Here is a 21,266-nt window from a genome sequence, read left to right as displayed (position 1 = left end):
AGGAAAGCTCGAGGCGAACAACAGGCCGGTCAATCGGCGGCGAAGCCGTCGTTTTCGGCCGCCTTGATCTGGACTGACCAGAGGGTGCGACGAAGGAGTACCCGGCGGGAGGGAAGATCAAGGTACCCAGGCCGAAAACCCGCGGCGCCGGCCGCCAGAAATACAGGAGCAGGCATGTTCGGTGACACGCGCAACCCGGTCGGGTTGAGCAGCAGTCCCGACTACGCCCTGGTCGGTCTGTTGCGGATCCCGGCGGCGCAGTCGAGCCCGTGGGTTTCGCTCACCCGCCGCGTGCTGTTCGCGATCGCTTTGCTGTTCACCGCCGCGACGGTGGTCTACGTCGGCCGCGACGGCTACAGCGACAACACCGGCGACGAGTTGTCGTTCCTGGACGCGATGTACTACGCGACGGTGTCGCTGTCGACCACCGGTTACGGCGACATCGCTCCGGTGACCCCGACGGCACGGTTGGTGAACATCATCGTCATCACCCCCCTGCGCGTCCTGTTCCTCATCGTGTTGGTCGGTACCACTCTCGGCGTGCTGACCGAACGGTCGAGGCAGGCATTCAAGATTCAGCGATGGAGGCACACCGTGCGTAATCACACCGTCGTCGTCGGCTACGGCACCAAGGGCCGCACGGCGATCGATGCGATGGTCGGTGACGGGATACAGGTGTCCGACATCGTGGTGGTCGATACCGACCCCGTCGCGCTGGAGGCCGCCGCCGCCGCGGGTCTGGTGACCGTGCACGGTTCGGCGACCAAATCCGATGTCCTGCGACTGACCGGCGTGCAGCGCGCCGCCGCGGTCGTCGTCGCCACCAATCGCGACGACACCGCCGTGCTGGTGACGCTCACCGCCCGCGAACTGAACAAGACGGCCAAGATCTCGGTGGCCATCCGCGAAGCGGAGAACACCCACCTGGTCCGCCAGTCCGGCGCCGACTCGGTGGTGGTGTCCTCGGAGACCGCGGGTCGGCTGCTCGGTATCGCCACCACCACACCCACGGTCGTGGAGATGATGGAGGATCTGCTCACGCCCGAGCAGGGCTTCGCCGTCGCCGAACGCGAGGTGGAGGAGAGCGAAGTGGGCGGATCGCCGCGCCATCTCAGCGACATCGTGCTCGGCGTGGTGCGCAACGGTGCACTGATCCGGGTTGGCGAACCCGAGGTCGACGCCCTCGACGCGGGCGACAAACTGCTCTACATCCGTCGCACCGGAAAGTAGTCACCCGACCGACCAAGGCGTACCTACGCATTCGCCGCGGCCGTGCGCGGCCTATGCTCGGCAACGTGTCATTCCGGCTGAAAGACGTTCCGCTGCTGTCACGTTCCACTATCGACCGGGCCGAGCACGCCCGGCTCGATCCCGGCGCCCTGCGCGAAGGGTGGGGCAAAGCCAAGATCCTGCGTATCGACCCGCGCGGGAAAGTGCGGGTCGAGGGCGACAAGATCGTCCTCGACGCGGCCGTTTCGGTGGCCCCGGAGCCCGGTGACGGGACGGTGTTCCTCGGTGTCGTCGACGGCAGCCACCTGTGGGCGATCCGGTCGACCGACCTCGACGGCACGCTGCGGGATCTGCGCACCCTCGGGGCCGTCGACGATTTCACCGCTGAGCTGCTGTCCACCGCGTACGCGCTGCTCAACTGGCACGATCGGGCCGGCTACCACGGCGGCGACGGCTCGGCCACCACATCGGCGCGCGGCGGTTGGTCGCGGCTCACCGCCACGGGCGAGGAAGAATTCCCTCGGATCGACCCCGCGGTGATCTGCCTGGTCCACGACGGCGCCGATCGCGTGCTGCTCGCCCGCCAGCAGAGCTGGCCGGAGACGATGTTCTCGCTGCTGGCCGGCTTCGTCGAAGTGGGCGAATCGCTCGAGCACTGCGTGGAACGCGAGGTCCGCGAGGAGGTGGGCGTCGACCTGCGCGATATCCACTACCTGGGCAGCCAGCCGTGGCCGTTCCCGCGCTCGCTGATGCTCGGCTTCGCCGCGGTCGGCGACCCCGCCCAGGAACTCGTGTTCTCCGATGGCGAGATCGCCGAAGCGCATTGGTTCACCCGCGATGAGGTCCGCGCCGCCTTGCAGGTCGGCGACTGGTCGGCGCGCGAACCCGGCGCACGGCTGCTCGTCCCCGGATCCATCTCGATCGCGCGATCGATCATCGAGTCCTGGGCGGACTGACTCGGCGGATCAGGCCCGCTGGGCGGCCAACGCCTGCTTGACCGCGGCCAACGACGGGTTGGTCGCGGTGGAGCCGTCGCGGTACTTGATCGTCGGCACGACATGGTTGCCGTTGTTGACGCTGCCGACGAACTCGGCCGACGCGGGATCGTCTTCGATATCGATCACCGTGTAGGTGATGCCCGCCTCGTCGAGCTGGGTCCGCAGGCGTCGGCAATAGCCGCACCAGGTGGTCGAGTACATCGTCAGATCTGCCGTTGCTTCAGTCACGCGATGTGCAACGTCGCGACGAGGCTCGGTGTTCCTTGCCCGATCGGGGCCGACTGGTGACGGTGCGCGATCGTGGCCCGGGATCGGCGGGCGTCGCGGCAAGTTGTCGGGGGGCGCTGTCATGATGGTGCGCGTGCCAGCACTAGATCTCACCGCCCTCGACCCGGAACAGGCCGCCGCGGTGCGGGCACCTCGGGGGCCGGTCTGTGTGCTCGCCGGTGCGGGCACCGGCAAGACCAGGACGATCACGCATCGGATCGCGCACCTGATCGCGGGTGGGCATGTGAAGGCCGACCAGGTGCTTGCGGTGACCTTCACGGCGCGGGCGGCGGGGGAGATGCGCAGTCGGTTGCGCACGATGGGGCTCGGCGGCGACGCCGGACAGGTGCAGGCGCGCACCTTCCACGCCGCGGCGCTGCGGCAGCTGCGGTATTTCTGGCCGCAGGTGGTGGGGGACGTGCCGTGGCGACTGATCGACAGCAAGTTCCCCATCGTCTCGCAGGCCGCGCAACGGGCGGGGCTGCGCGCCTCCACCGAAATGGTGCGCGACCTGCTCAGCGAAATCGAATGGGCCAAGGCCTCGCTGATCGCGCCGGAGGACTATCCGGCCGCCGCCGCCCGGCATCATCGTGACGCGCCGGTCGACGTGGCCAAGGTCGCCGAGGTGTACCAGGGCTACGAATCCGCGAAAGCCTCCGCCGACGGCCTGCTGCTCGACTTCGACGATCTGCTCCTGCACACCGCCGCCGCGCTCGAGGACTACCCGGCCGTCGCCGACGAGTTCCGCGGTCGTTATCGCAGTTTCGTCGTCGACGAATACCAGGACGTCACGCCGCTGCAGCAGCGGGTGCTCGACGCGTGGCTCGGCGAACGCGACGACCTCACCGTCGTGGGTGACGCGAACCAGACCATCTACTCGTTCACCGGCGCCACCCCGTCCTACCTGCTCGATTTCTCCCGGCGCTTCCCCGACGCCACGGTGGTCCGGCTCGAACGCGACTACCGGTCGACTCCCCAGGTGGTGTCGCTGGCCAACCAGGTGATCGGCGCCGCGCGCGGACGCATCGCGGGCACCCGCCTCGCGCTGATCGGTCAGCGGCCTGCCGGTCCCGAACCGGAATTCGCCGAGTACGCCGATGCGCAGGCCGAGGCGGTTGCCGTCGCCGTGCAGATCCAGAAACTCATCGCCGCCGGGACGCCGGCTTCCGAGATCGCGGTGCTGTACCGGACCAACGCGCTGTCGGAACCGTTCGAACAGGTGCTCGGCGCCCGTGAGATTCCGTTCCAGGTGCGCGGTGGTGAGGGGTTCTTCCACCGTCAGGAGGTGCGTCAGGCGGTGTCGGCGTTGCGTCAGGTCGACGCGCGCGACGACCTGCCCGATGCGGCGCGCAGCGGATCGTCATTGATCACGCTGGTACGGGCCGCGCTGGCGCCGGTCGGTCTCACCGCGGAGGAACCTGCCGGTGCGCAGGCGAAGGAACGGTGGTCCTCGCTGCTGGCGCTGGTGCAGCTCACCGAGGAACTGGTCAGCCACGACGACGAGATGGATCTCACAGCGCTGCTGCGCGAGCTCGCGACCCGCGCCGAGGCCAAGCATCCGCCGATCGTCGACGGGGTCACCCTGGCCTCGCTGCACGCGGCGAAGGGCCTGGAATGGGACGCGGTGTTCCTGGCCGGGCTCACCGACGGCACGCTGCCGATCTTCCACGTGCTCGGCAAGAAGAACACGGCCGTCGACGAAGCGGGACTGGAAGAGGAACGACGGTTGCTCTACGTCGGTGTCACCCGGGCCCGCGAATATCTGAGCTTGTCGTGGACCCAGCGGCGGCTGCAAGCAGGCGGGGACTACCGGCCGGTGACCAGGTCGCGATTCCTCAACGGCCTGATTCCGGACAGTTCCTCGGCCTCGCGGATCGCTGTCGAGATCCCGACCGGGTCAGAGGCCCCACGTCCGCTGTGTCGGGTGTGCCTCAAGCCGTTGATCGGCACTCATGCCACCATGCTCGGCCGCTGCCGGCGCTGCCCGGGCGAAGTCGACCCCCAGCTACTCGAGGCATTGAAGGAATGGCGAGCCGAGAAGGCCGAGGCCCTGCAGCGGCGTGACTTCGTGGTCTTCACCGACACCACCCTCACCGCCATCGCCGAGCAACTGCCCGCCGACGATGCCGCGCTGGCGGCCATCGCGGGTATCGGCGCGAAGAAGATCGAACAGTACGGCGCCGACGTGCTCGCGATCGTCGCATCACGTTTACGGACAACGGCACAAAACCCCAGGTAGAAAATAAGTTGTTCGGTTCTCGATCATTGCCTATGGTGGAGAACACGCACCGAGAGTGATCCCGGTGCGCGGTAATTGTTCACACACGAGTTCAGGAGGGAGGCAGACACATGAACACGAACACGAACACCACGTTCGATGCGATGAGCAATCGCGTCCTGGTGAACGCATTTGTCATGTCCGCCTCCCGGGGGGTCCTCGCTCTGCAGGGGACCGGCCTGTCCGGCGTCGATGCCAAAGCTGTGCCGATGACTGTCGTCCATCAGCACACTCCGATTCGTCTCCAGGACAAGCCCAACGTGGGTTGGCAGCCGACCGCTGTTGCGGCACCGGCAGCAATCGCCGATGAAGCCGGTTACGCACCGGAGTTCATCGGCGCAATCCGCCTCCGCGTCCACCCAGCGACCGTGATCAGGTCTCGACAGAAATGTCGAACTAGGTAGGGAACACCTCCCAGACCTCCTGGCCACGGATCGCGAGAAGCGAAATCCGTGGCCATCTTTATATCGGCTCCTCAGCCGTAGGCACCGGGTTCGCACACCGAACATTCCACCGCTGCAAACGAGCTGAAGGAGAACGACGTGTTCACCGCCCAGGACTGGCCGACGGCCACTACTGACGTGACATGCCGAACCGTGGCGCAGACCCCTCGCGTCCGTGAGGTCACCAAGACTCTGCCCTGTAGGGGCGGAAACCCCGATCTGTGGTTCGCCGAGAGCCCCACCGATCTCGAGCAGGCCAAGGAACTGTGCGCGGCCTGCCCGATCCGCAAGGGCTGCCTGACCGCGGCTATCGATCGTGCCGAGCCGTGGGGCGTGTGGGGCGGTGAGATCTTCGACCAGGGTGTCGTGATCGCCCGCAAGCGCCCCCGTGGTCGCCCGCGCAAGGTCGCGATCATGGCATGAACCCGGGAAAAGGGTTGTACCGCAAGCGAACCGCTCACCTCGTCATGGTGAGCGGTTCGTTTTGCTTTGTGCTTACGAAGCCTGTTCGGCGCGGAAGCCCGGCACCCAGGTGCGTACCAGCTCCATGAAGCCGAGTTCCGCGTCGAGTTGGGCCAGGATGCCGACCGAACCACCGAGCACCCGGAAAACGGTGAGGTACTCGGCCGGAAGTTGCAGGGCGCGAGCGGTTTTCATCTCCGGGCTGGAGAACTCGGATGCCTTGCCCGCCACCCGCTGCATCCACGAGCGGGTGAAGTGGAAGGTGTCGGTGCGAATCGGGTCGCTGAACGGGCGCAGGTACGCCTCGATCTCCTCGTGGGTCACCACACGTCCCGGAATGACCCAGCCGTGCTCGTAGAGCAGTTCGGTGAGCGCCGCGTGCTCGTCGGCGACAGCGAGGGCCAGCATTCGGCCCAGGATGTCCGGGAAGCCGTCCGGCATCGGTGCACAGGCGCCGAAGTCGAGCACGGCCAGGGTGCCGTCGTCGCGCACCAGGAAATTGCCGGGGTGCGGGTCGCCGTGCAGCAGGCCGACCAGTTCGGGCGAGCTGAAATGGAAGGTCCCCATCAGCTCGGCGATCCGGTTGCGCTGAGCTCGGGTGCCCTCGGGATCTTCGGCGCCCGCCTTGATCAGTGCCGACACCGGGGTGCCGTCGAGCCATTCGGTAACGATCACCTTCGGGGACCCGGCCACCACCTTCGGGACCGAGATGGTGGGGTGCCCCTCGAACGCGGCCGCAAATCGGCGCTGGTTGGCGGCCTCGATGCGGTAGTCGAGTTCTTCCTCGGTGCGTTCGGTGATCTCGGCGAGCAGCGGCTTCACGTCGGCGCCGGGGATCACCGACGAGAGCAGTCCGGTCATCCGGGACAGCGTTTTGAGGTCGGCGCGCAGCGCGTCGTCGGCGCCGGGGTACTGCACCTTCACCGCCACCGCGCGTCCGTCGGACCACACCGCGCGGTGCACCTGGCCGATGCTGGCCGAGGCGGCGGGGGTGTCGTCGAAGGACTCGAAGCGGTCCCGCCATTTGGTGCCCAGCTGCTGGTCGAGCACGCGGTGCACCGTCTCCGCCGCCATCGGCGGCGCGGCGGCCTGCAGCTTCGTCAGCGCCTCGCGATAGTGCTCACCGAACTCCTCCGGAACGGCGGCTTCCATCACGCTCAGCGCCTGCCCGAACTTCATCGCGCCGCCCTTGAGCTCGCCGAGCACGGTGAACAACTGCTCGGCGGCTTTCTGGTTCAGGTTGGCGTTGATCTGCTTCTTGTCACCACCGACGAGCTTCTTCCCGAACCCGACAGCGGCTCGTCCGGCGATGCCAAGGGGAATCTTGGCCATCTTGGCATTGCGGCTGGAACTGCGGCGCACGATCTCGGACACGGTACCCATCATGGCCGAACCTGCGGGGTGTGTGCCATAAGAATGCTCACACCGGCCGGTGCGACGCCCGTCACCGAGACGCTCCCGGCGTGCGTGCGGCCATGTTCCGGCACCCGCATTCCTGATGCGGCAGCCAGGGCCGACGCTGGATCTCATGGGTGTCGAGGTCCAGTTCCACGGTGGCGTCGAGCGTGCGGGGGTCCCGCCGCGGGGAACAGGCGATGATCGCCTCGAGTTCGCCCAGCGCCAGCGCGGTCGTCGCCGCGATGCCCGCCGGCGAGGCGTGTCCGGTGCGGCCGAGTAGCTGGGCGGCCAGGTGCGGCCACTCGGTATCGAATCCGGCCCGGGTCAGATCGGCACAGCGCAGGCAGCTGGTCTCGCCGGGCAGGACGAGCGGGCCGACCACGCCCACCCCGTCGCGGACTCGCACCTGCAGGTGCGGCACCCGGCGCAACATCAGATCCACCGACAGCGCCGGGTCGATCATCAACGCGTCGGTGAGCACCACCAGATCGTCCGAGCCGGTGCCCACCGGTGTGTCCGGTCGGTACTCGCGCGAGCGGGTCGGCCGAAAACCCATGCGTCGCAATCCGATCGCCACAGCATCGGAGAGCGGCCCGAGGCCGTGCACGGTGATGGCACGGATCTTGCCGAGAGCGGGTTCGGATTCGGGTTCGAGCAGCAGGCCCGCACGCTCGATCGCGGCGAGCATGCCCATGGTGCGGTCGGGACTGATGCCGAATTCGCCCGCACGCCAGATGATCTGGGGCCGTGATTGCAAGCCGTCGAGCAGGCGCAGGAAGGCGAGCACGGTACCGGTGTCGTGATCGGTGGTTCTCAGCAGCAGCGCGCGTTCGGGGTCCCAGCCGAGTTGGACCGTGCCGGACGGGCGAACCAGGGTGGTCACTCGCGGGTGGAGCATCGGGCCGCGCAGTGGGGAGGTGGTCGTCATGCCTGAAGTATCGGCACCCGGCCGCGGCTCATCGTGTGCCGAAAGTGCGGTTATCCACACGGTTTCGGCGTGTCGGTTCGAGAATTCCGAATTGTGAACAGCCGCTGTACCGCGGGTCGTCGCGGCATTTTCCGACGAACGTCAGCCACGTAACCGTGTCGCGCCACCGAGATCGGAAGATTTCTCACCGACCTCGGTGGCGGTGCGGATCAAGCCTTGCTCGCGCCGGAATCCGGGTCGGCGTCGCCCTCGTCGCGCGGGGTCTCGTCGGACTCGTCAGCCTTGGCTCTGTCGCGATCGGCCGCGTCGCGTTCGCGCGCCTCGGTCTCGGCCAACTGCGCCAGCGGGTCGTCGAAAGCGCCTGTGCCGCCGCCGATGATGGAGTCGATGAAACCGGCGGGCGAGTCGAGATCGGTGGAATCGGGCAGCAGATCGGGGTGTTCCCAGACCTTGTCTCGCCGCTCCATCCCCGCATCGGTGGTCAGTCGCCGCCACAACGCCGAAGCCTCACGAACCTTGCGCGGCCGCAGCTCCAGTCCGACGAGCGTCGCGAACGTCTGCTCGGCGGGCCCACCTGTCGCCCGGCGACGACGCAGGGTCTCCGACAGCGCACCCGCGCCCGGCAGCCGCTCACCCACCGCATCGGTGACCACGACATCGACCCAGCCCTCGATCAGCGCCAGCAGGGTCTCGAGGCGCTCCAGCGCCTGCTTCTGCTCCGGCGTGGTCTGTGGCTCGAAGGTGCCCTGGGAGAGCAGTTCCTCCAGCTTGGACGGGTCGCTCAGCGACATCGGGTCGATGCCCTGCGCGGCTTCCTCGATCGCGGAGAAGTCCATCTTGATGCCGCGCGCGTAGTCCTCGACGGCGCCGAGCACTTGCTGACGCAGCCACGGCACATGCGCGAAAAGCCGCTGGTGGGCGGCCTCGCGTGCCGCCAGGAAGACCATGATCTCGCTCTCGGGCTGCTCGAGCCCCTCGCTGAACGCCGCGACCGCGGTCGGCAGCAGTGCGGCGGTACCGGCCGGGCCGAGCGGCAGTCCGATATCGGTGGAGGTCAGCACCTCCTTGGCCAGCTGGCCGAGCGCCTGACCGAGCTGGGAACCGAACGCCAGTCCGCCCATCTGGCCGAGCATGCCGACCATCGGCCCGGCGAACTGCTTGGCCTCCTCGGGCAACTGCGCGGTCCACATGCCCGAGATCTGTTCTGCCACCGGGTCGCACAGGCGCTTCCAGGTGGGCAGGGTCTCTTCGATCCAGTCGTTCGGGGTCCACGTGACCGTCTTGGTGGCGCCCGCGGGCAGCACGGTGGCGCCGTCGAGCCACAGCTCGGCCAGGTGCGCCGCGTCGGTCACCGCGGTGGTGGTGCCGGAGGCGATCGGGGCGATGGTGGAGCCCAGCTGCTGGCGGGCCAGCCGCTTGGCGACGTCGTAGTTGACCGGGCCGGACTGCGCGCCGCCGGGTCCCATGCCCTGTCCCATGCCGCTGATCATCTGCCCGAGCTGGCTCAGCATCTGGCCCAGCTGCGACGGATCGAATCCGCCCGCGCCGCCGACGCCGCCCGCTCCGAACCCGAACGGATCGTTTCCGCCAGGTCCGTTGCCCTCGTCGCGACGCTTGCCGGAATCGTCGTCGTCGCCGGTCGAGAAGCCGAAGGGGAGATCGCTCATACCTCTTACGTTACGCGGGACCCCCGGGCCCACGGTGTTCGCGCATCGCGAAATCGCGCGACAACGGCCACGCCGCAAAAGCGTGCCACTACCGTCGGTCACGGTCGCCGATCACTACTGTGGTCCGAGTGAATCGTCGGATCCTCACCCTGATCGTCGCCCTCGTCCCCGTACTCGTGCTCGGCGTGGCCGGCAGCGTGGTCACCGTGCCGTTCGTCGCCCTCGGCCCCGGCCCTACCTTCGACACCCTCGGCCAGGTCGAGGGCAAGCAGGTGGTCGATGTCACCGGCGCGCCACTGGATCCCACGAGCGGGCACCTCAATATGACGACCGTGTCGGTGCGCGACGGGCTGAACCTGTTCGAGGCCTTCGGGTTCTGGGTCAGCGGTGAACACGGTCTCGTGCCGCGCGCCGAGGTATACCCGCCCGGCGTGTCGCGCGAGGAGGTGGACAAGTCCAATCAGCAGGACTTCAAGGATTCCGAGAGCGATGCCGAGGTCGCCGCGCTGCACTACCTGAAGATGCCGACCGTCGTGCTGGTGCGCGGACTCGGTGAAGAGGGCCCGGCCAAGGGCGTGCTCGAAGTCGGCGACGAGCTGATCAGCATCGACGGCGCCCCGATCACCACGCCCAAGGACGTGATCGACATCGTCGGCACCAAGGCTCCCGGCGACACCATCACCGTCGTCTACCGCCGCGGCGACGCGGAGCGGACCAACCAGATCACCCTCGCGCCGCGTCCCGGCGACGAGGCCAAGGGATACCTCGGCATCACCCCCGGCGAAGGCGGGCGTCCGCCGCTGCAGGTCGAGTTCAACCTCGCCGACATCGGCGGACCGTCGGCCGGACTGATGTTCAGCCTCTCGCTGATCGACAAGCTCTCACCGGGCGAGCTCAACGGCGGCAAGTTCGTCGCGGGCACCGGCACCATCGACCAGGACGGCAAGGTCGGCCCGATCGGTGGCATCCAGTACAAGATGATCGCCGCGCGCGAGGCAGGCGCGGAGACGTTCCTGGTTCCCGCCGACAACTGCAACGAGGCCGTTCAGCGGGCGCCCGAGGGCCTTCGCCTGGTGAAGGTCGACACCCTCGACACCGCGATCGCCGGACTGGCCGACATCAACGCAGGCCGCGAGGCGATCGGCTGCGGGTAGGTCACTCCAAGGTGTGGTGCAGGGCCTCGATCAGGCCCGGGGCCAGGTTGGGGTAGGTGCGCAGATCGAGATCGCCGAAGCCGTCGTCGTCCTCGGGGCGGATCTGCAGCAGGCACAGGGTGGCGCCCTGGCGCAGGACGCCCGCGATGAGTCGCGCGTCGCGGCGACCCGGATGCGCGTGCGCGGCGGCACGCCCGGCCGCGTCGGCGGCTTCGTCGTCGGCGAGCAGCGGGACCAGCGCCTCGTCGAGATCGCTCTCGGCGTCGGGCGGCAGCACCACGATCTCCTGCACCAGCACGCAGCCCTCGACCGCGGGCGGCCAGGTGGTGGTGGCCAGGAACTCGTCGAGCGCCATCGACCCACCGGTGATGTCGTCGGGGAATGCCTCCTGGGCCACGGGGGTCAGCTCGCTGCCGTCGTCGAGCTGATCCTGCAGGTCGGGTTCGGCCGCGGCCAGGTCGGCGGTCGGCACCAACGCGAACATCTGCGGCGGGTTTCCCCAGCCCTCGGCGTCGGCGAACTCGACGACCTCGCGCACACAGCGGGCGAGGAGAACTTCGGCGTGCTCGTCTTCGGTCACCCGCACATCCAATCATTTTCGGCCCAGACGCTTGCACGGTGTCCGATTTCCGTAGAGTGGGCGCCAACGGTCCGGTAACGGATCACCCGCAACATTCGGACTGCGGTGACTGCGCCGATCACGGTGTGGAACCGCCGGAACATGGAGAGTGGCACCGTGGGCATGCGGCCCCCCACCGGCTTACCTTCGCTGTCCCGACGCAGCCGTGTGCTGCTGGTGACAGCAGTCGTCCTCGCGGCGTTGCTGCTGCTCGGGCCCCGTTTCACCGATGCCTATACCAATTGGTTGTGGTTCGGCGAGGTCGGATATCGCAGTGTGTATCTCGGCGTCTTGCGCACGCGTCTGATCCTGTTCGTGGTCGTCGCGTTGCTCGTCGGTCTCGTGGTCTGGGCAGCGCTGCTGCTGGCCTATCGGTCGCGTCCGGTCTTCGTGCCGGTCGCCGGGCCCAACGATCCGATCGCGCGCTACCGCACGACCGTGATGAGCAAGCTGCGGCTGTTCGGCGTCGGCATCCCGGTGCTGCTCGGCGTGCTGTCGGGACTGGTCGCGCAGTCGAACTGGGCGACGGTGCAGCTGTTCCTGCACGGTGGCGAGTTCGGTCAGCAAGACCCGCAGTTCCACCTCGACATCGGTTTCTACACCTTCGACCTGCCGTTCTACCGGATGGTGCTGAACTGGTTGTTCGTCGCCGTGGTGATCGCGTTCTTCGCGAACCTGGTTACCCACTATGTCTTCGGCGGCCTCCGGTTGGCCGGTCGTGAAGGCACGCTCACCAGAGCTGCGCGCGTGCAGCTCGCGGTGATCGCCGGAATCTTCGTGCTGCTCAAGGCGGTGGCGTACTGGTTCGACCGGTACGACCTGTTGTCGAGTACGCGGAAGGAGCCCACGTTCGGTGGTCCGTCGTTCACCGATATCAACGCGGTGCTGCCCGCCAAGCTGATCCTGCTGTCGATCGCGGTGATCTGCGCGATCGCGTTCTTCGCCGGGATCGTGCTGCGCGATCTGCGGGTTCCCGCGATGGCGGCCGCGCTGCTCGTGCTGTCGTCGATCCTGGTCGGTGCGGTGTGGCCGATGGTGGTCGAGCAGTTCTCGGTGCGCCCGAACGCGGCCGAGAAGGAGAGCCCCTATATCGAGCGCAACATCATGGCCACGCGCGAGGCGTACGGGATCACCGACGACAAGGTCGAGTATCAGAACTACCGAGGCAGCTCGACCAAGAGCCCGCTCGAGGTCCCCGCGGACGCGGCGACCATCGGCAACGCCCGCCTGCTCGACCCGAATATCCTCTCGCCCACCTTCACCCAGCTGCAGCAGCGCAAGAACTTCTACGGCTTCCCCGAGTCGCTGGACATCGACCGCTACAACCTCAACGGTGACCTGCAGGACTACATCGTCGCCGCGCGCGAGCTGCATCCCCAGGCGCTGTCGGGCAACCAGAAGGACTGGATCAACCAGCACACCGTCTATACCCACGGCAACGGTTTCGTCGCCGCGCCCGCCAATCGGGTGAACAAGCCGCAGTCCGAGGCGCAGAGCGCGGCGGGCGGCAGCGATTCGGGTTATCCGCTGTTCATGGTGAGCGACCTGTTCACCAAGGTCGAGGACCAGCAGATCAAGGTCGACCAGCCGCGCATCTACTACGGCGAGCTGATTTCCCAGACCGACCCCGACTACGCCATCGTCGGTACCGCCGAGGGGCAGGCCCCGCGCGAGTACGACTCCGACGAGGCGCAGTTCACCTACGACGGCAGCGGCGGCGTGCCGATCGGGAACTGGTTCAACCGGCTCGCTTTCGCGGCCAAGTACGCCGAGCGCAATATCTTGTTCTCCTCCGCGATCAGCGAGGACTCCAAGATCCTGTTCAACCGCGGTCCGCGTGATCGGGTGCAGAAGGTCGCTCCGTGGCTGACGACCGACGGCAACGCCTACCCGGCGGTGATCGATGGTCGCGTCAAGTGGATCGTCGATGCCTACACCACTCTCGACAAGTACCCCTACGCCCAGCCGACCTCGCTCGACGGCGCGGTCGAGGACAGCATCGACAAGAAGACCGGGCGCGTGATCCCGCGCAAGGAGGTCAGCTACATCCGTAACTCGGTGAAGGCCACCGTCGACGCCTACGACGGCACCGTCACCCTGTACGAGACCGACACCGTCGACCCGGTGCTCAAGGCCTGGCGTGGGGTGTTCCCCGACGCGGTGAAGCCGCAGAGCGAGATCTCGCCCGAGCTGCGCGCGCACTTCCGCTACCCGGAGGACCTGTTCAAGGTCCAGCGCGACATGCTCACGAAGTACCACGTGGACAACCCGCGCGAGTTCTTCACCAACAACGCGTTCTGGTCTGTGCCCAGTGATCCGACGATCGAGGGCGGCACGTTCAACCAGCCGCCGTACTACGTGCTGCTCGGTGATCCGAAGACCACCAAACCGGTCTTCAACCTGACCTCGGCGATGGTCGGCTACAACCGGCAGTTCCTCTCGGCCTACATCTCGGTCCGCTCGGACCCCGAGAACTACGGCAAGTTCACCGTGTTGCAGCTGCCGACCGACTCCCAGACCCAGGGTCCGCAGCAGACACAGAACTCGATGACCACCGCCGACGCGGTGTCGCGAGAGAAAACGCTGTTGTCGAACTCGAACAAGATTCGCTACGGCAACCTGCTCACCCTGCCGGTGGCCGACGGCGGCATCCTCTACGTCGAACCGTTCTACAACGAACGCAACACCGGTTCGTCGACCTTCCCGCAGCTGTTGCGCGTGCTGGTGAGCTACCGCGACGCGGCGGGCAGCGTGAAGGTCGGGTACGCGCCGACGCTGGCCGAAGCCCTGAACCAGGTGATGCCGGGTGCGGGTTCGCTGGCGACGCCGTTCGGTGGCGATCCGTCGGTGAAGCCGAAACCGGGCGCGACCCCACCGGTCGACCAGGGCACGGTCACTCCGCCCGGGGGCGGCACGACGCCGCAGCCGGGGACGACACCCCCCGTGGGTTCGACCGGCCAGGAGGCCGCGGCCGCCGAGCTCAGCCGCAAGATCGAGGCGGTGCGCACGGCGATGCGGACGGGTAACTTCACCGATTTCGGTAAGGCGCTCGAAGAACTGGACACCGCGGTGAAGGCGTATCAGGACGCCGGCGGCCGATAAGTCGACCGCGTAGCAGCAAGAAAGGCCCCGTCTGGATGACGGGGCCTTTCTTGTGCAGGGGGAACGGTGGATCAGCCGCCGATCGAGGCGATCAGCGGAGCGTTGGCGTCGAGCAGGTCCTGGTACTGACCGGCGACACCGTACTGGTCGGCCAGGGCCTTGCCCGCGGCCTTGGCCTGGTCGACGGCGGTCTGGACATCGGTCTTCGCCTCGGCGGGCAGCTCGACCGGCAGTTCGACGGCGGGCTCCTCGACCACCTCGGGCTCGGACGCGCCCGACTGGAGGAACTGGCCGCAGTGCGGCCACGCGCCGACGCCCTGGCTGGCGAGCACGTTCTCCGCGACGCGGATCTGCTCTTCCTTGCTGGCGTTGTGCGCCGAACCCTGGCCTCCGTTGGCAGCCCAGGTGCTCTGCGAGAACTGCAGCCCACCGTAGTAGCCGTTTCCGGTGTTGATGCCCCAGTTGCCGCCGCTCTCGCACTGGGCGACGCCGTCCCAGTTGTAGGCGGCGGCGGAGGCGGTACCGGTGGCGAGGCCGAACGGAACGGCAACAAGGGCGCCGGCGATGGCGGCGACGCCAAGGGCGCGGGTGCTGAATTTCCGGGTCTCAGTCATGGAGGAGACGCTAACCAATGAATCGATGCCGATCACATCTTGATAACGGGCGGATTCTATGAATGGAATAGTCGCCTTTTCGATGTTTACATCGCATAACCAGTGGGAATACCTTGATTCCGTGCGGTCTGTAATTGGACCGTTATGTGTTCGGGATCACGGGGTGATAGTGACGCCGCTCACCGAAATTCCGCCCCGACACGGGTGGTTGCTCGAATGTGTGATGGCTGCCACATTAGATGGCCTCGCGCGGTGGCATAACTCGGCGAGGATTGCGCGAATCCGGCGGAAAACGCATGCTGACCTCACGATTTGGCGCCTGCGCGCACCTGTGTGTAATGTTGTGTTCACACCGACGCGGGGTGGAGCAGCTCGGTAGCTCGCTGGGCTCATAACCCAGAGGTCGCAGGTTCAAATCCTGTCCCCGCTACAAAACGAAAGGCCCGGAACCACTGGTTCCGGGCCTTTCGCGTTATTCGAGACTAGGCGTCGAGGTCGCTGGCGACGAGTTCGGCGATCTTGTCCAGGGTCGGCTGGTCGTCGCTGGTAATCACGACTTCCGCGCCCTGGCCTGCGCCGAGGGTCATGATCATGAGCGCTGAGCCCGCGTCGACCGGGTCGCCGCCCGTGACCGCGATGGTGACGGGAACACCTGCCTCGCCGACCGCTTCGGCGATCAGAGCCGCGGGGCGGGCGTGCAGGCCGACCGAGGAGCCGACGGTGACGGTGGTGCTTGCCATGGGATATCTCCTTGTGTGCGAACGGATTACGCGGTGGTGAGAACAGGGGCGGCGGACTGCTTGCGGGTGAATTGCTTGGCGAGGGTGACGCAGGCCGCGGCGACGACAGTGCCCGCGACCAGCGACACCAGGAACCAGCCGAGGTGACCGATCGCGAAGAACACGAAGATGCCGCCGTGCGGCGCGCTCAGGGTGACGTCGGTGGCCATGATCAGCCCGCCGGTCACCGCGCCGCCGACCATCATCGACGGCAGCACTCGCAGCGGGTCGGCGGCGGCGAACGGGATCGCGCCCTCGGAGATGAACGAGGCGCCGAGGAGCCAGGCGGCCTTGCCGTTCTCCCGTTCGGCCTCGGTATAGAGGCCGGGGCGCAGGACGGTCGACAGTGCCATCGCCAGCGGCGGGACCATGCCCGCCGCCATCACCGCGGCCATGATCCGCAGGGTGGCGGTGTCGGTCACCGACAGGCCCGCCGCGGCGAACGCGTAGGCGGCCTTGTTGACCGGACCGCCGAGGTCGAAGCACATCATCACGCCCAGGATGACGCCCAGCGCGACAGCGGAGCTGCCGGACAGGCCGTTGAGCCAGTCGGTGAGCCCGTTGGTCACGGCGGCGAGGGGCTTGCCGAGCAGGACCAACATCAAGATGCCGACGATCGCCGAGGCCAGCAGCGGAATGACCACCACCGGCATCAGCCCGCGAGCCCACGTCGGTACCGGCAGCTTGCTCACCCACAGGGCCGCGAATCCGGCCACCAGACCACCGACCAGGCCGCCGAGGAACCCCGCGCCGACGAAGATCGCGATCGCGCCCGCCGTGAACCCCGGTGCCAGACCGGGACGGTCGGCGATCGCGAACGCGATGTATCCGGCCAGTGCCGGAACGAGGAAGCTGAAGGCGAGTGAGCCGATCTGGAAGAGCACCGCACCGAAATAGGTGGCCAGACCACCCTCGGGCAGGTCGGTGATCGAGTTGTCGAGCACGATCGTTTTCGCGCTGTCGGAGATCTCGTAGCCGCCGAGCAGGAAGCTCAGCGCGATCAACAGACCGCCCGCGGCGACGAACGGGATCATGTAGCTGACGCCGGTGAGCAGTATCTGGCGCAGGCGGGTACCCCAGCCGATGCCCTTGGCCGCCGTCTGCGAGGGCGCGGGCGCGGTACCGCCGACCGTGGCGGCGCCGGCGGTGGCGCTCGCCGCGACGGCCTCCGCGATCATCTGGTCGGGCTCGCTGATGGCGCGTTTGACGCCGGACTCGATCACGGGCTTGCCCGCGAACCTGCCGCGATCCTTCACCCCGACATCGGTGGCGAAGATGACCGCGTCGGCGGCAGCGATCGTCGACGGGTCGAGTCTGTCGCCGCCGCTCGACCCCTGGGTTTCCACTGCCACGTCGACTCCGGCGCGTTCGCCCGCGGCGACCAGCGAGTCGGCGGCCATATAGGTGTGGGCGATACCGGTGGGGCAGGCGGTCACGGCGACGATCTTCTTCGGCGCGCCGGAGGTCGATGCGTTGTCGGCCGACGCATCGCTCGCGGCGATACTCCCGGCTGACGCCGAGCTGTCGGCTCCGCCCGCGTCCCCGAGGGGCGCAGCCGTGTCATCACCGGCCTTTGCGCCGGAAACAACCACACCACTTGCCGCACCGGTGACGGTTGCCGCACTGACGCCGTCGTCGTCGGCGGCGACGGGAGCCCCGTCGGGCGCACCGGCAGCGGCGGACGAACCTGCCCCGTCTGTGGGCGAATCGGACCCGGCCGTCGACCCGGCAGGCCTCGCCGAACCCGCGGCAACGGGAGATCCGGTCGGTGGGGGATTGATGACGCCGTCGACGAGGGCGACCACGTCTGCCGAGGTCGCGGCCGCACGCAGATCGGCGACGAACGCGGGCCGGACCAGCGCACGAGCCAGGGAGGACAGCAGTTTCATGTGCTCGGCCCCCGCACCGTCCGGGGCGGCGATCAGGAAGACCAGGTCGGCTGGCCCGTCGGGGGCCCCGAAGTCGACGGCGGGGGCGAGGCGGGCGAAGGCCAGCGACGCCGTCGAGACGGCAGCCGATCGACAGTGGGGGATCGCGATGCCGCCGGGGAGGCCGGTGGCCGACTGTGACTCCCTGGCCGTGGCGGCCTCCGCGACCGCGGCGGCGTCGGTGGCGCGGTTCGCGGCGGCGAGTCTGCCCGCGAGCGCGGTGATCACCGCGCTCTTGTCGGCGCCGAGGTCGGCGTCCAGTGCGATCAGGTCGGCAGTGATGATCGAATCGGCCATCGTCGTGTCTTTCCGGAGTGGGGGTGGAGCAGGCAGGGGGCGGTGTTCATGGTGTGGAACGTTCGGAGACGGTGAGTGGGTGGGCCGTCACGGCCGCGGCGAGGCGGACGTCGGCGGGGCCCGGCAGTTCGGTGCCGGGCAACGCGGTGGCGGCGCTGCCGTAGGCGACGGCGGTGCGGAGCCGATCCGCGGGGGAGGCGCCCGCGAGATCGGCGAGCAGGTAGCCGGCCAGCGCCGAGTCACCCGCACCGACGGTGCTGCGCGCCACGATCGGCGGGGCCGCGGCGAACCACCCGCCATCGGCGGTGACCAGCACCGCGCCTGCCGCGCCGAGGGTGGCCAGGACCGCGCCGACGCCACGATCGATCAAGGTCGAGGCGGCTTCGGCGGCGGCCGTCGGGTTTTCGAGGTCGACCGGGTCGAGGCCGGTGAGCTGGGCCAGCTCCTCGGAATTCGGTTTGATCAGATCCGGTGCGGCACCTGTTGATTCGTCGAACAGTGCGAGCAGGGGAGCGTCCGAGGTGTCGACGGCGACGCGGGTACGCCGAGTTCGGCTGGATGACAACGTCGCGACGAGCTGCGCGTACCAGCCGACGGGCACACCCGGCGGCAGCGACCCGGACAGCACGATCCACTCCGCCTCCGCGGCCGATTCGACGAGCAGCGCCGTGAGCTCGTCCAGATCGCGCGCCTCCAGCGGAGAGCCGGGCTCGTTGATCTTGGTCGTGGTGCCGTCGGTTTCGGCGATGGTCAAATTCACCCTCGGCCCACCCGCCACCGGCACCGTGCGGAATGCGATTCCCGCCGTGCGCAATCCGTGCACCACGGGGTCGTCGTCGGACCCAGGTAATACAGCCAGCACCGGTGCCCCGCCGCCGGACAACACCCGTGCGACATTGACCCCTTTACCGCCGGGATGCGACGTGACGCTCGCCGCGCGGTGCACCTGCCCGCGCCGCAACGGCTCGGTGAGGGTGACCGTGCGGTCGACACTCGGATTCGCGGTCAGTGTGACGATCATGCGAGCACCACCTCGATTCCCGCGGCGACCAGTTCCGCGTGCGCGGCGGCCGGAATGTCGGCATCGGTGACCAGGACGTCGATATCGGTGACATCGCCGAAGCGCACGAAGTCCTCGCGCCCGATCTTGCTCGCGTCGGCGACCACGACCACCCGATCGGCGGCGGCGATCATCGCGCGTTTCACGGCCGCTTCCTCCGGATCGGGGGTGGACAGCCCGTGCCGCACCGTCAGCGCGTTGGTACCGAGAAACGCGACGTCGACCCGCAATTCGCCGAGCAGCCGCAGCGTCTCGGCGCCGACGGCGGCCTGGGTGATGCCGCGCACCCGTCCGCCGAGCAGATGCAACCGCACACCGGCGAACCCGGTGAGCCGCGCGGCGACCGGCAGCGAGTTGGTGACGGTGACCAGATCCAGGTCGATCGCCATGGCCGCGGCCACCCGCACGGTGGTCGTGCCCGCGTCGAACAGCACGCTGCCCCCGGAGCTCGGCAGGTACCGCTGCGCGAGTTCGGCGATCCGGTCCTTCTCCTCGGCGCGGGTGCTCTCGCGCTCGGCGGTGCCCGGTTCGAACGTGGTGAGCGCGCCGGAACCCACCGCGCCGCCGTGGACCCGCCGGATCACCCCGAGCCGGTCGAGCACCGCGAGATCGCGGCGCACGGTTTCGGTGGTGACTCCGTACTGGTCGGCGAGTTCGGCGACCGAGACGCGCCCGCGATGCCCGATGAGGGTCGCGATCGCCTGCTGCCGTTCCTCGGCGTACATGGGTTCCTCCGGTCTCCGTGAATCTTTACTTATGTTGTTTTATGCCCGTTTGTGTGGGTTTGTCAATGACTTTTGGTGATACGAGTCACAATCGTAGCCGCCGACTATCGAGAGGGAAGGTGCCGACGGTCACAGTCGAGGCTCGCGCGTGTTCGGCATCACCGTGGAAGTCTGTGCAGGTCAACGGTTTTCACGTCGGCTTTCACCTCGCTGTTACGCACCTCGACGAAGATCGACACGAATGCCGGAGACGCTGATCCGCATGAGGCGATTCGCAGTGCGTCCCCGTGTCACGGTCCTGGCCTGCGAGGTCTGCGGCAGATTGCCGCATCCTGGGCGAACCAGGCTCACCCTCGCCAAACTCGCCGCGGTGTTCCCGGTGGAACTGGCGCTGCACGCGCTGGTGGTCCACCTACACCCGCCGTACCTGCTCACCGTCACCCTGCTGACGATCACCACCACGATCCTGGTGATCTGGGTGGTGGAACCCTCGGCGATGCGGATGCTCGGCGGCTGGCTGCACAGCCCGGAGCTCCGCACGCGCGACCGGATCGACGCCGCGCCCGCGCTCTGGCGGATCCGGGTGCGCCTGGCCGACCGACCCGGCGCGCTCGAGACGCTGGCCAAGCATCTCGCCCACCGCGACGCCAACATTCTCACCGTGCACGTGCACCAACTCGAGGACGCGGTGCTCGACGAACTCGTCGTCGCCGCGCCCGCCGAGATCACCGCGCAGGCGATCACCGCCGCCGTGGAGCACGCGGGAGGTTCTGGGGTGCGAGTGTGGCCCGCGACGGTGCTGTCACTGATCGACGGACAGACCAAAGCGCTCGCGATCGCCGCCCGCATCGTGGGCGATCCGGACGAATTGCCCTTGGCCGTCGCCGAACTACTCGGCGCGCGCTACCTCGCGCCGGGAACCGTCGAGGTCGCCGAACCGGGCGAGGGCACCCTGCTGGAATTGGACCGCGACGACCGTCGCTGGAGTTTCGTGCGCCCGGACGAACCGTTCACTCCGGCGGAGATCGCCCGCGCGGACCGGCTCGCCGATCTGGCGGCGCTCACCGCGCGGCGGCGGTGACGCGCGTCAGTCGTAGCCGAGGTCGCTGGTGAGCGGATCGCGCAGGGCGCCCTCGGCGGCCCGCAGTCGATCGGTGACCGAGGTGAGCAGATCCATCGAATCCTGGGAGAGCCCGAGCGCGAGGCGGGTCAAGTGACGGATGGCATCGCAATGGACGCGGTCGGCGAGGAGGGCGTCCGGATCGGCGGGCGCTGCCGAGTGTTCGACGACGGTCACGACAGGGGCACTCACAATCT

Annotated in this window: 19 protein-coding genes and 1 tRNA gene; 9 read left to right on the top strand and 11 right to left on the bottom strand. The window is 68.1% G+C overall.

Annotation, left to right across the window (positions count from 1 at the left end):
* Window positions 1-174 precede the first annotated feature (174 nt).
* Window positions 175-1,230: a potassium channel family protein gene (locus QX204_RS24975; protein WP_301902764.1), complete on the top strand. Its 1,056-nt coding sequence runs from the start codon at window positions 175-177 to the stop codon at window positions 1,228-1,230.
* 65 nt (window positions 1,231-1,295) lie between these two features.
* On the top strand, window positions 1,296-2,186 hold the full coding sequence (nudC, locus tag QX204_RS24970) for an NAD(+) diphosphatase (protein ID WP_301902762.1): 891 nt from the start codon (window positions 1,296-1,298) through the stop codon (window positions 2,184-2,186).
* 9 nt (window positions 2,187-2,195) lie between these two features.
* Here nudC and QX204_RS24965 read toward each other — a convergent pair whose 3' ends face one another.
* Entirely contained in the window at window positions 2,196-2,429 is a 234-nt protein-coding gene (locus tag QX204_RS24965; RefSeq protein WP_301908098.1) for a mycoredoxin, read from the bottom strand.
* 148 nt (window positions 2,430-2,577) lie between these two features.
* On the opposite strand from QX204_RS24965, the gene QX204_RS24960 reads away from it, so the two are divergent.
* The 3 genes from QX204_RS24960 (at window position 2,578) to QX204_RS24950 (ending at window position 5,639) form a co-directional block, all read left to right on the top strand.
* Window positions 2,578-4,734: an ATP-dependent DNA helicase UvrD2 gene (locus QX204_RS24960; protein WP_301902760.1), complete on the top strand. Its 2,157-nt coding sequence runs from the start codon at window positions 2,578-2,580 to the stop codon at window positions 4,732-4,734.
* Between the two features lie 110 nt (window positions 4,735-4,844).
* Complete coding sequence (locus tag QX204_RS24955; protein WP_301902757.1) at window positions 4,845-5,177, top strand: hypothetical protein; 333 nt, start codon at window positions 4,845-4,847, stop codon at window positions 5,175-5,177.
* A gap of 192 nt (window positions 5,178-5,369) precedes the next feature.
* Window positions 5,370-5,639 (top strand): WhiB family transcriptional regulator, encoded by a 270-nt coding sequence (locus QX204_RS24950; RefSeq protein WP_279388126.1) that lies wholly within the window; start codon window positions 5,370-5,372, stop codon window positions 5,637-5,639.
* Window positions 5,640-5,711: 72 nt separating this feature from the next.
* Here the strand turns inward: QX204_RS24950 and QX204_RS24945 are convergent, their stop codons facing one another.
* The 3 genes from QX204_RS24945 to QX204_RS24935 form a co-directional block, all read right to left on the bottom strand.
* Window positions 5,712-7,064, bottom strand: coding sequence for an ABC1 kinase family protein (locus tag QX204_RS24945; protein ID WP_301902756.1), 1,353 nt, complete (start codon window positions 7,062-7,064; stop codon window positions 5,712-5,714).
* 58 nt (window positions 7,065-7,122) lie between these two features.
* Complete coding sequence (locus tag QX204_RS24940) at window positions 7,123-8,004, bottom strand: TOMM precursor leader peptide-binding protein (RefSeq protein ID WP_301902754.1); 882 nt, start codon at window positions 8,002-8,004, stop codon at window positions 7,123-7,125.
* 209 nt (window positions 8,005-8,213) lie between these two features.
* A complete protein-coding gene (locus QX204_RS24935) occupies window positions 8,214-9,671 on the bottom strand; it encodes a zinc-dependent metalloprotease (RefSeq protein WP_301902752.1) in 1,458 nt (485 codons plus the stop codon).
* A gap of 128 nt (window positions 9,672-9,799) precedes the next feature.
* Between QX204_RS24935 and QX204_RS24930 the strand changes: the two genes are divergently transcribed.
* A complete protein-coding gene (locus QX204_RS24930; RefSeq protein ID WP_301902751.1) occupies window positions 9,800-10,825 on the top strand; it encodes a YlbL family protein in 1,026 nt (341 codons plus the stop codon).
* A 1-nt stretch (window position 10,826) separates the two neighbouring features.
* Here the strand turns inward: QX204_RS24930 and QX204_RS24925 are convergent, their stop codons facing one another.
* Window positions 10,827-11,405, bottom strand: coding sequence for a PPA1309 family protein (locus QX204_RS24925; protein WP_056815859.1), 579 nt, complete (start codon window positions 11,403-11,405; stop codon window positions 10,827-10,829).
* A 156-nt stretch (window positions 11,406-11,561) separates the two neighbouring features.
* Here QX204_RS24925 and QX204_RS24920 point away from each other — a divergent pair, with 156 nt between their 5' ends.
* Window positions 11,562-14,546 (top strand): UPF0182 family protein, encoded by a 2,985-nt coding sequence (locus tag QX204_RS24920; RefSeq protein ID WP_301902748.1) that lies wholly within the window; start codon window positions 11,562-11,564, stop codon window positions 14,544-14,546.
* Window positions 14,547-14,617: 71 nt separating this feature from the next.
* Here the strand turns inward: QX204_RS24920 and QX204_RS24915 are convergent, their stop codons facing one another.
* Window positions 14,618-15,160 carry a transglycosylase family protein gene (locus tag QX204_RS24915; RefSeq protein WP_301902746.1) on the bottom strand — a complete coding sequence of 181 codons (543 nt, stop codon included), beginning with the start codon at window positions 15,158-15,160 and terminating at the stop codon, window positions 14,618-14,620.
* Between the two features lie 356 nt (window positions 15,161-15,516).
* Between QX204_RS24915 and QX204_RS24910 the strand changes: the two genes are divergently transcribed.
* Window positions 15,517-15,590 (top strand) — tRNA-Met (locus QX204_RS24910).
* Between the two features lie 52 nt (window positions 15,591-15,642).
* On the opposite strand, the gene QX204_RS24905 is transcribed toward QX204_RS24910, so the two are convergent.
* The 4 genes from QX204_RS24905 to QX204_RS24890 are packed head-to-tail and all read right to left on the bottom strand — an operon-like array spanning window position 15,643 to window position 19,949.
* The gene (locus tag QX204_RS24905; protein ID WP_301902744.1) at window positions 15,643-15,900 is read right to left on the bottom strand and encodes an HPr family phosphocarrier protein; all 258 of its coding nucleotides are present in this window, start codon (window positions 15,898-15,900) and stop codon (window positions 15,643-15,645) included.
* A 26-nt stretch (window positions 15,901-15,926) separates the two neighbouring features.
* Complete coding sequence (locus tag QX204_RS24900) at window positions 15,927-18,164, bottom strand: PTS fructose transporter subunit IIABC (RefSeq protein WP_301902742.1); 2,238 nt, start codon at window positions 18,162-18,164, stop codon at window positions 15,927-15,929.
* Window positions 18,165-18,210: 46 nt separating this feature from the next.
* Window positions 18,211-19,185, bottom strand: coding sequence for a 1-phosphofructokinase family hexose kinase (locus QX204_RS24895; protein WP_301902741.1), 975 nt, complete (start codon window positions 19,183-19,185; stop codon window positions 18,211-18,213).
* Entirely contained in the window at window positions 19,182-19,949 is a 768-nt protein-coding gene (locus QX204_RS24890) for a DeoR/GlpR family DNA-binding transcription regulator (RefSeq protein WP_301902739.1), read from the bottom strand. Before QX204_RS24890 ends, QX204_RS24895 begins: the two co-directional genes overlap by 4 nt.
* Window positions 19,950-20,211: 262 nt before the next feature.
* Here QX204_RS24890 and QX204_RS24885 point away from each other — a divergent pair, with 262 nt between their 5' ends.
* Window positions 20,212-21,030, top strand: a complete 819-nt coding sequence (locus QX204_RS24885; protein WP_301902737.1) for an ACT domain-containing protein — start codon at window positions 20,212-20,214, stop codon at window positions 21,028-21,030.
* 6 nt (window positions 21,031-21,036) lie between these two features.
* On the opposite strand, the gene QX204_RS24880 is transcribed toward QX204_RS24885, so the two are convergent.
* On the bottom strand, window positions 21,037-21,261 hold the full coding sequence (locus QX204_RS24880; RefSeq protein ID WP_301902735.1) for a hypothetical protein: 225 nt from the start codon (window positions 21,259-21,261) through the stop codon (window positions 21,037-21,039).
* Window positions 21,262-21,266 lie beyond the last annotated feature (5 nt).

This window comes from Nocardia sp. PE-7 (assembly GCF_030486425.1).
In the GTDB taxonomy this organism is placed as follows: Bacteria; Actinomycetota; Actinomycetes; order Mycobacteriales; family Mycobacteriaceae; genus Nocardia; species Nocardia salmonicida_A.
Note: the sequence above shows the minus strand (reverse complement) of the source record. Positions and strands in the feature narration are given on the sequence as shown.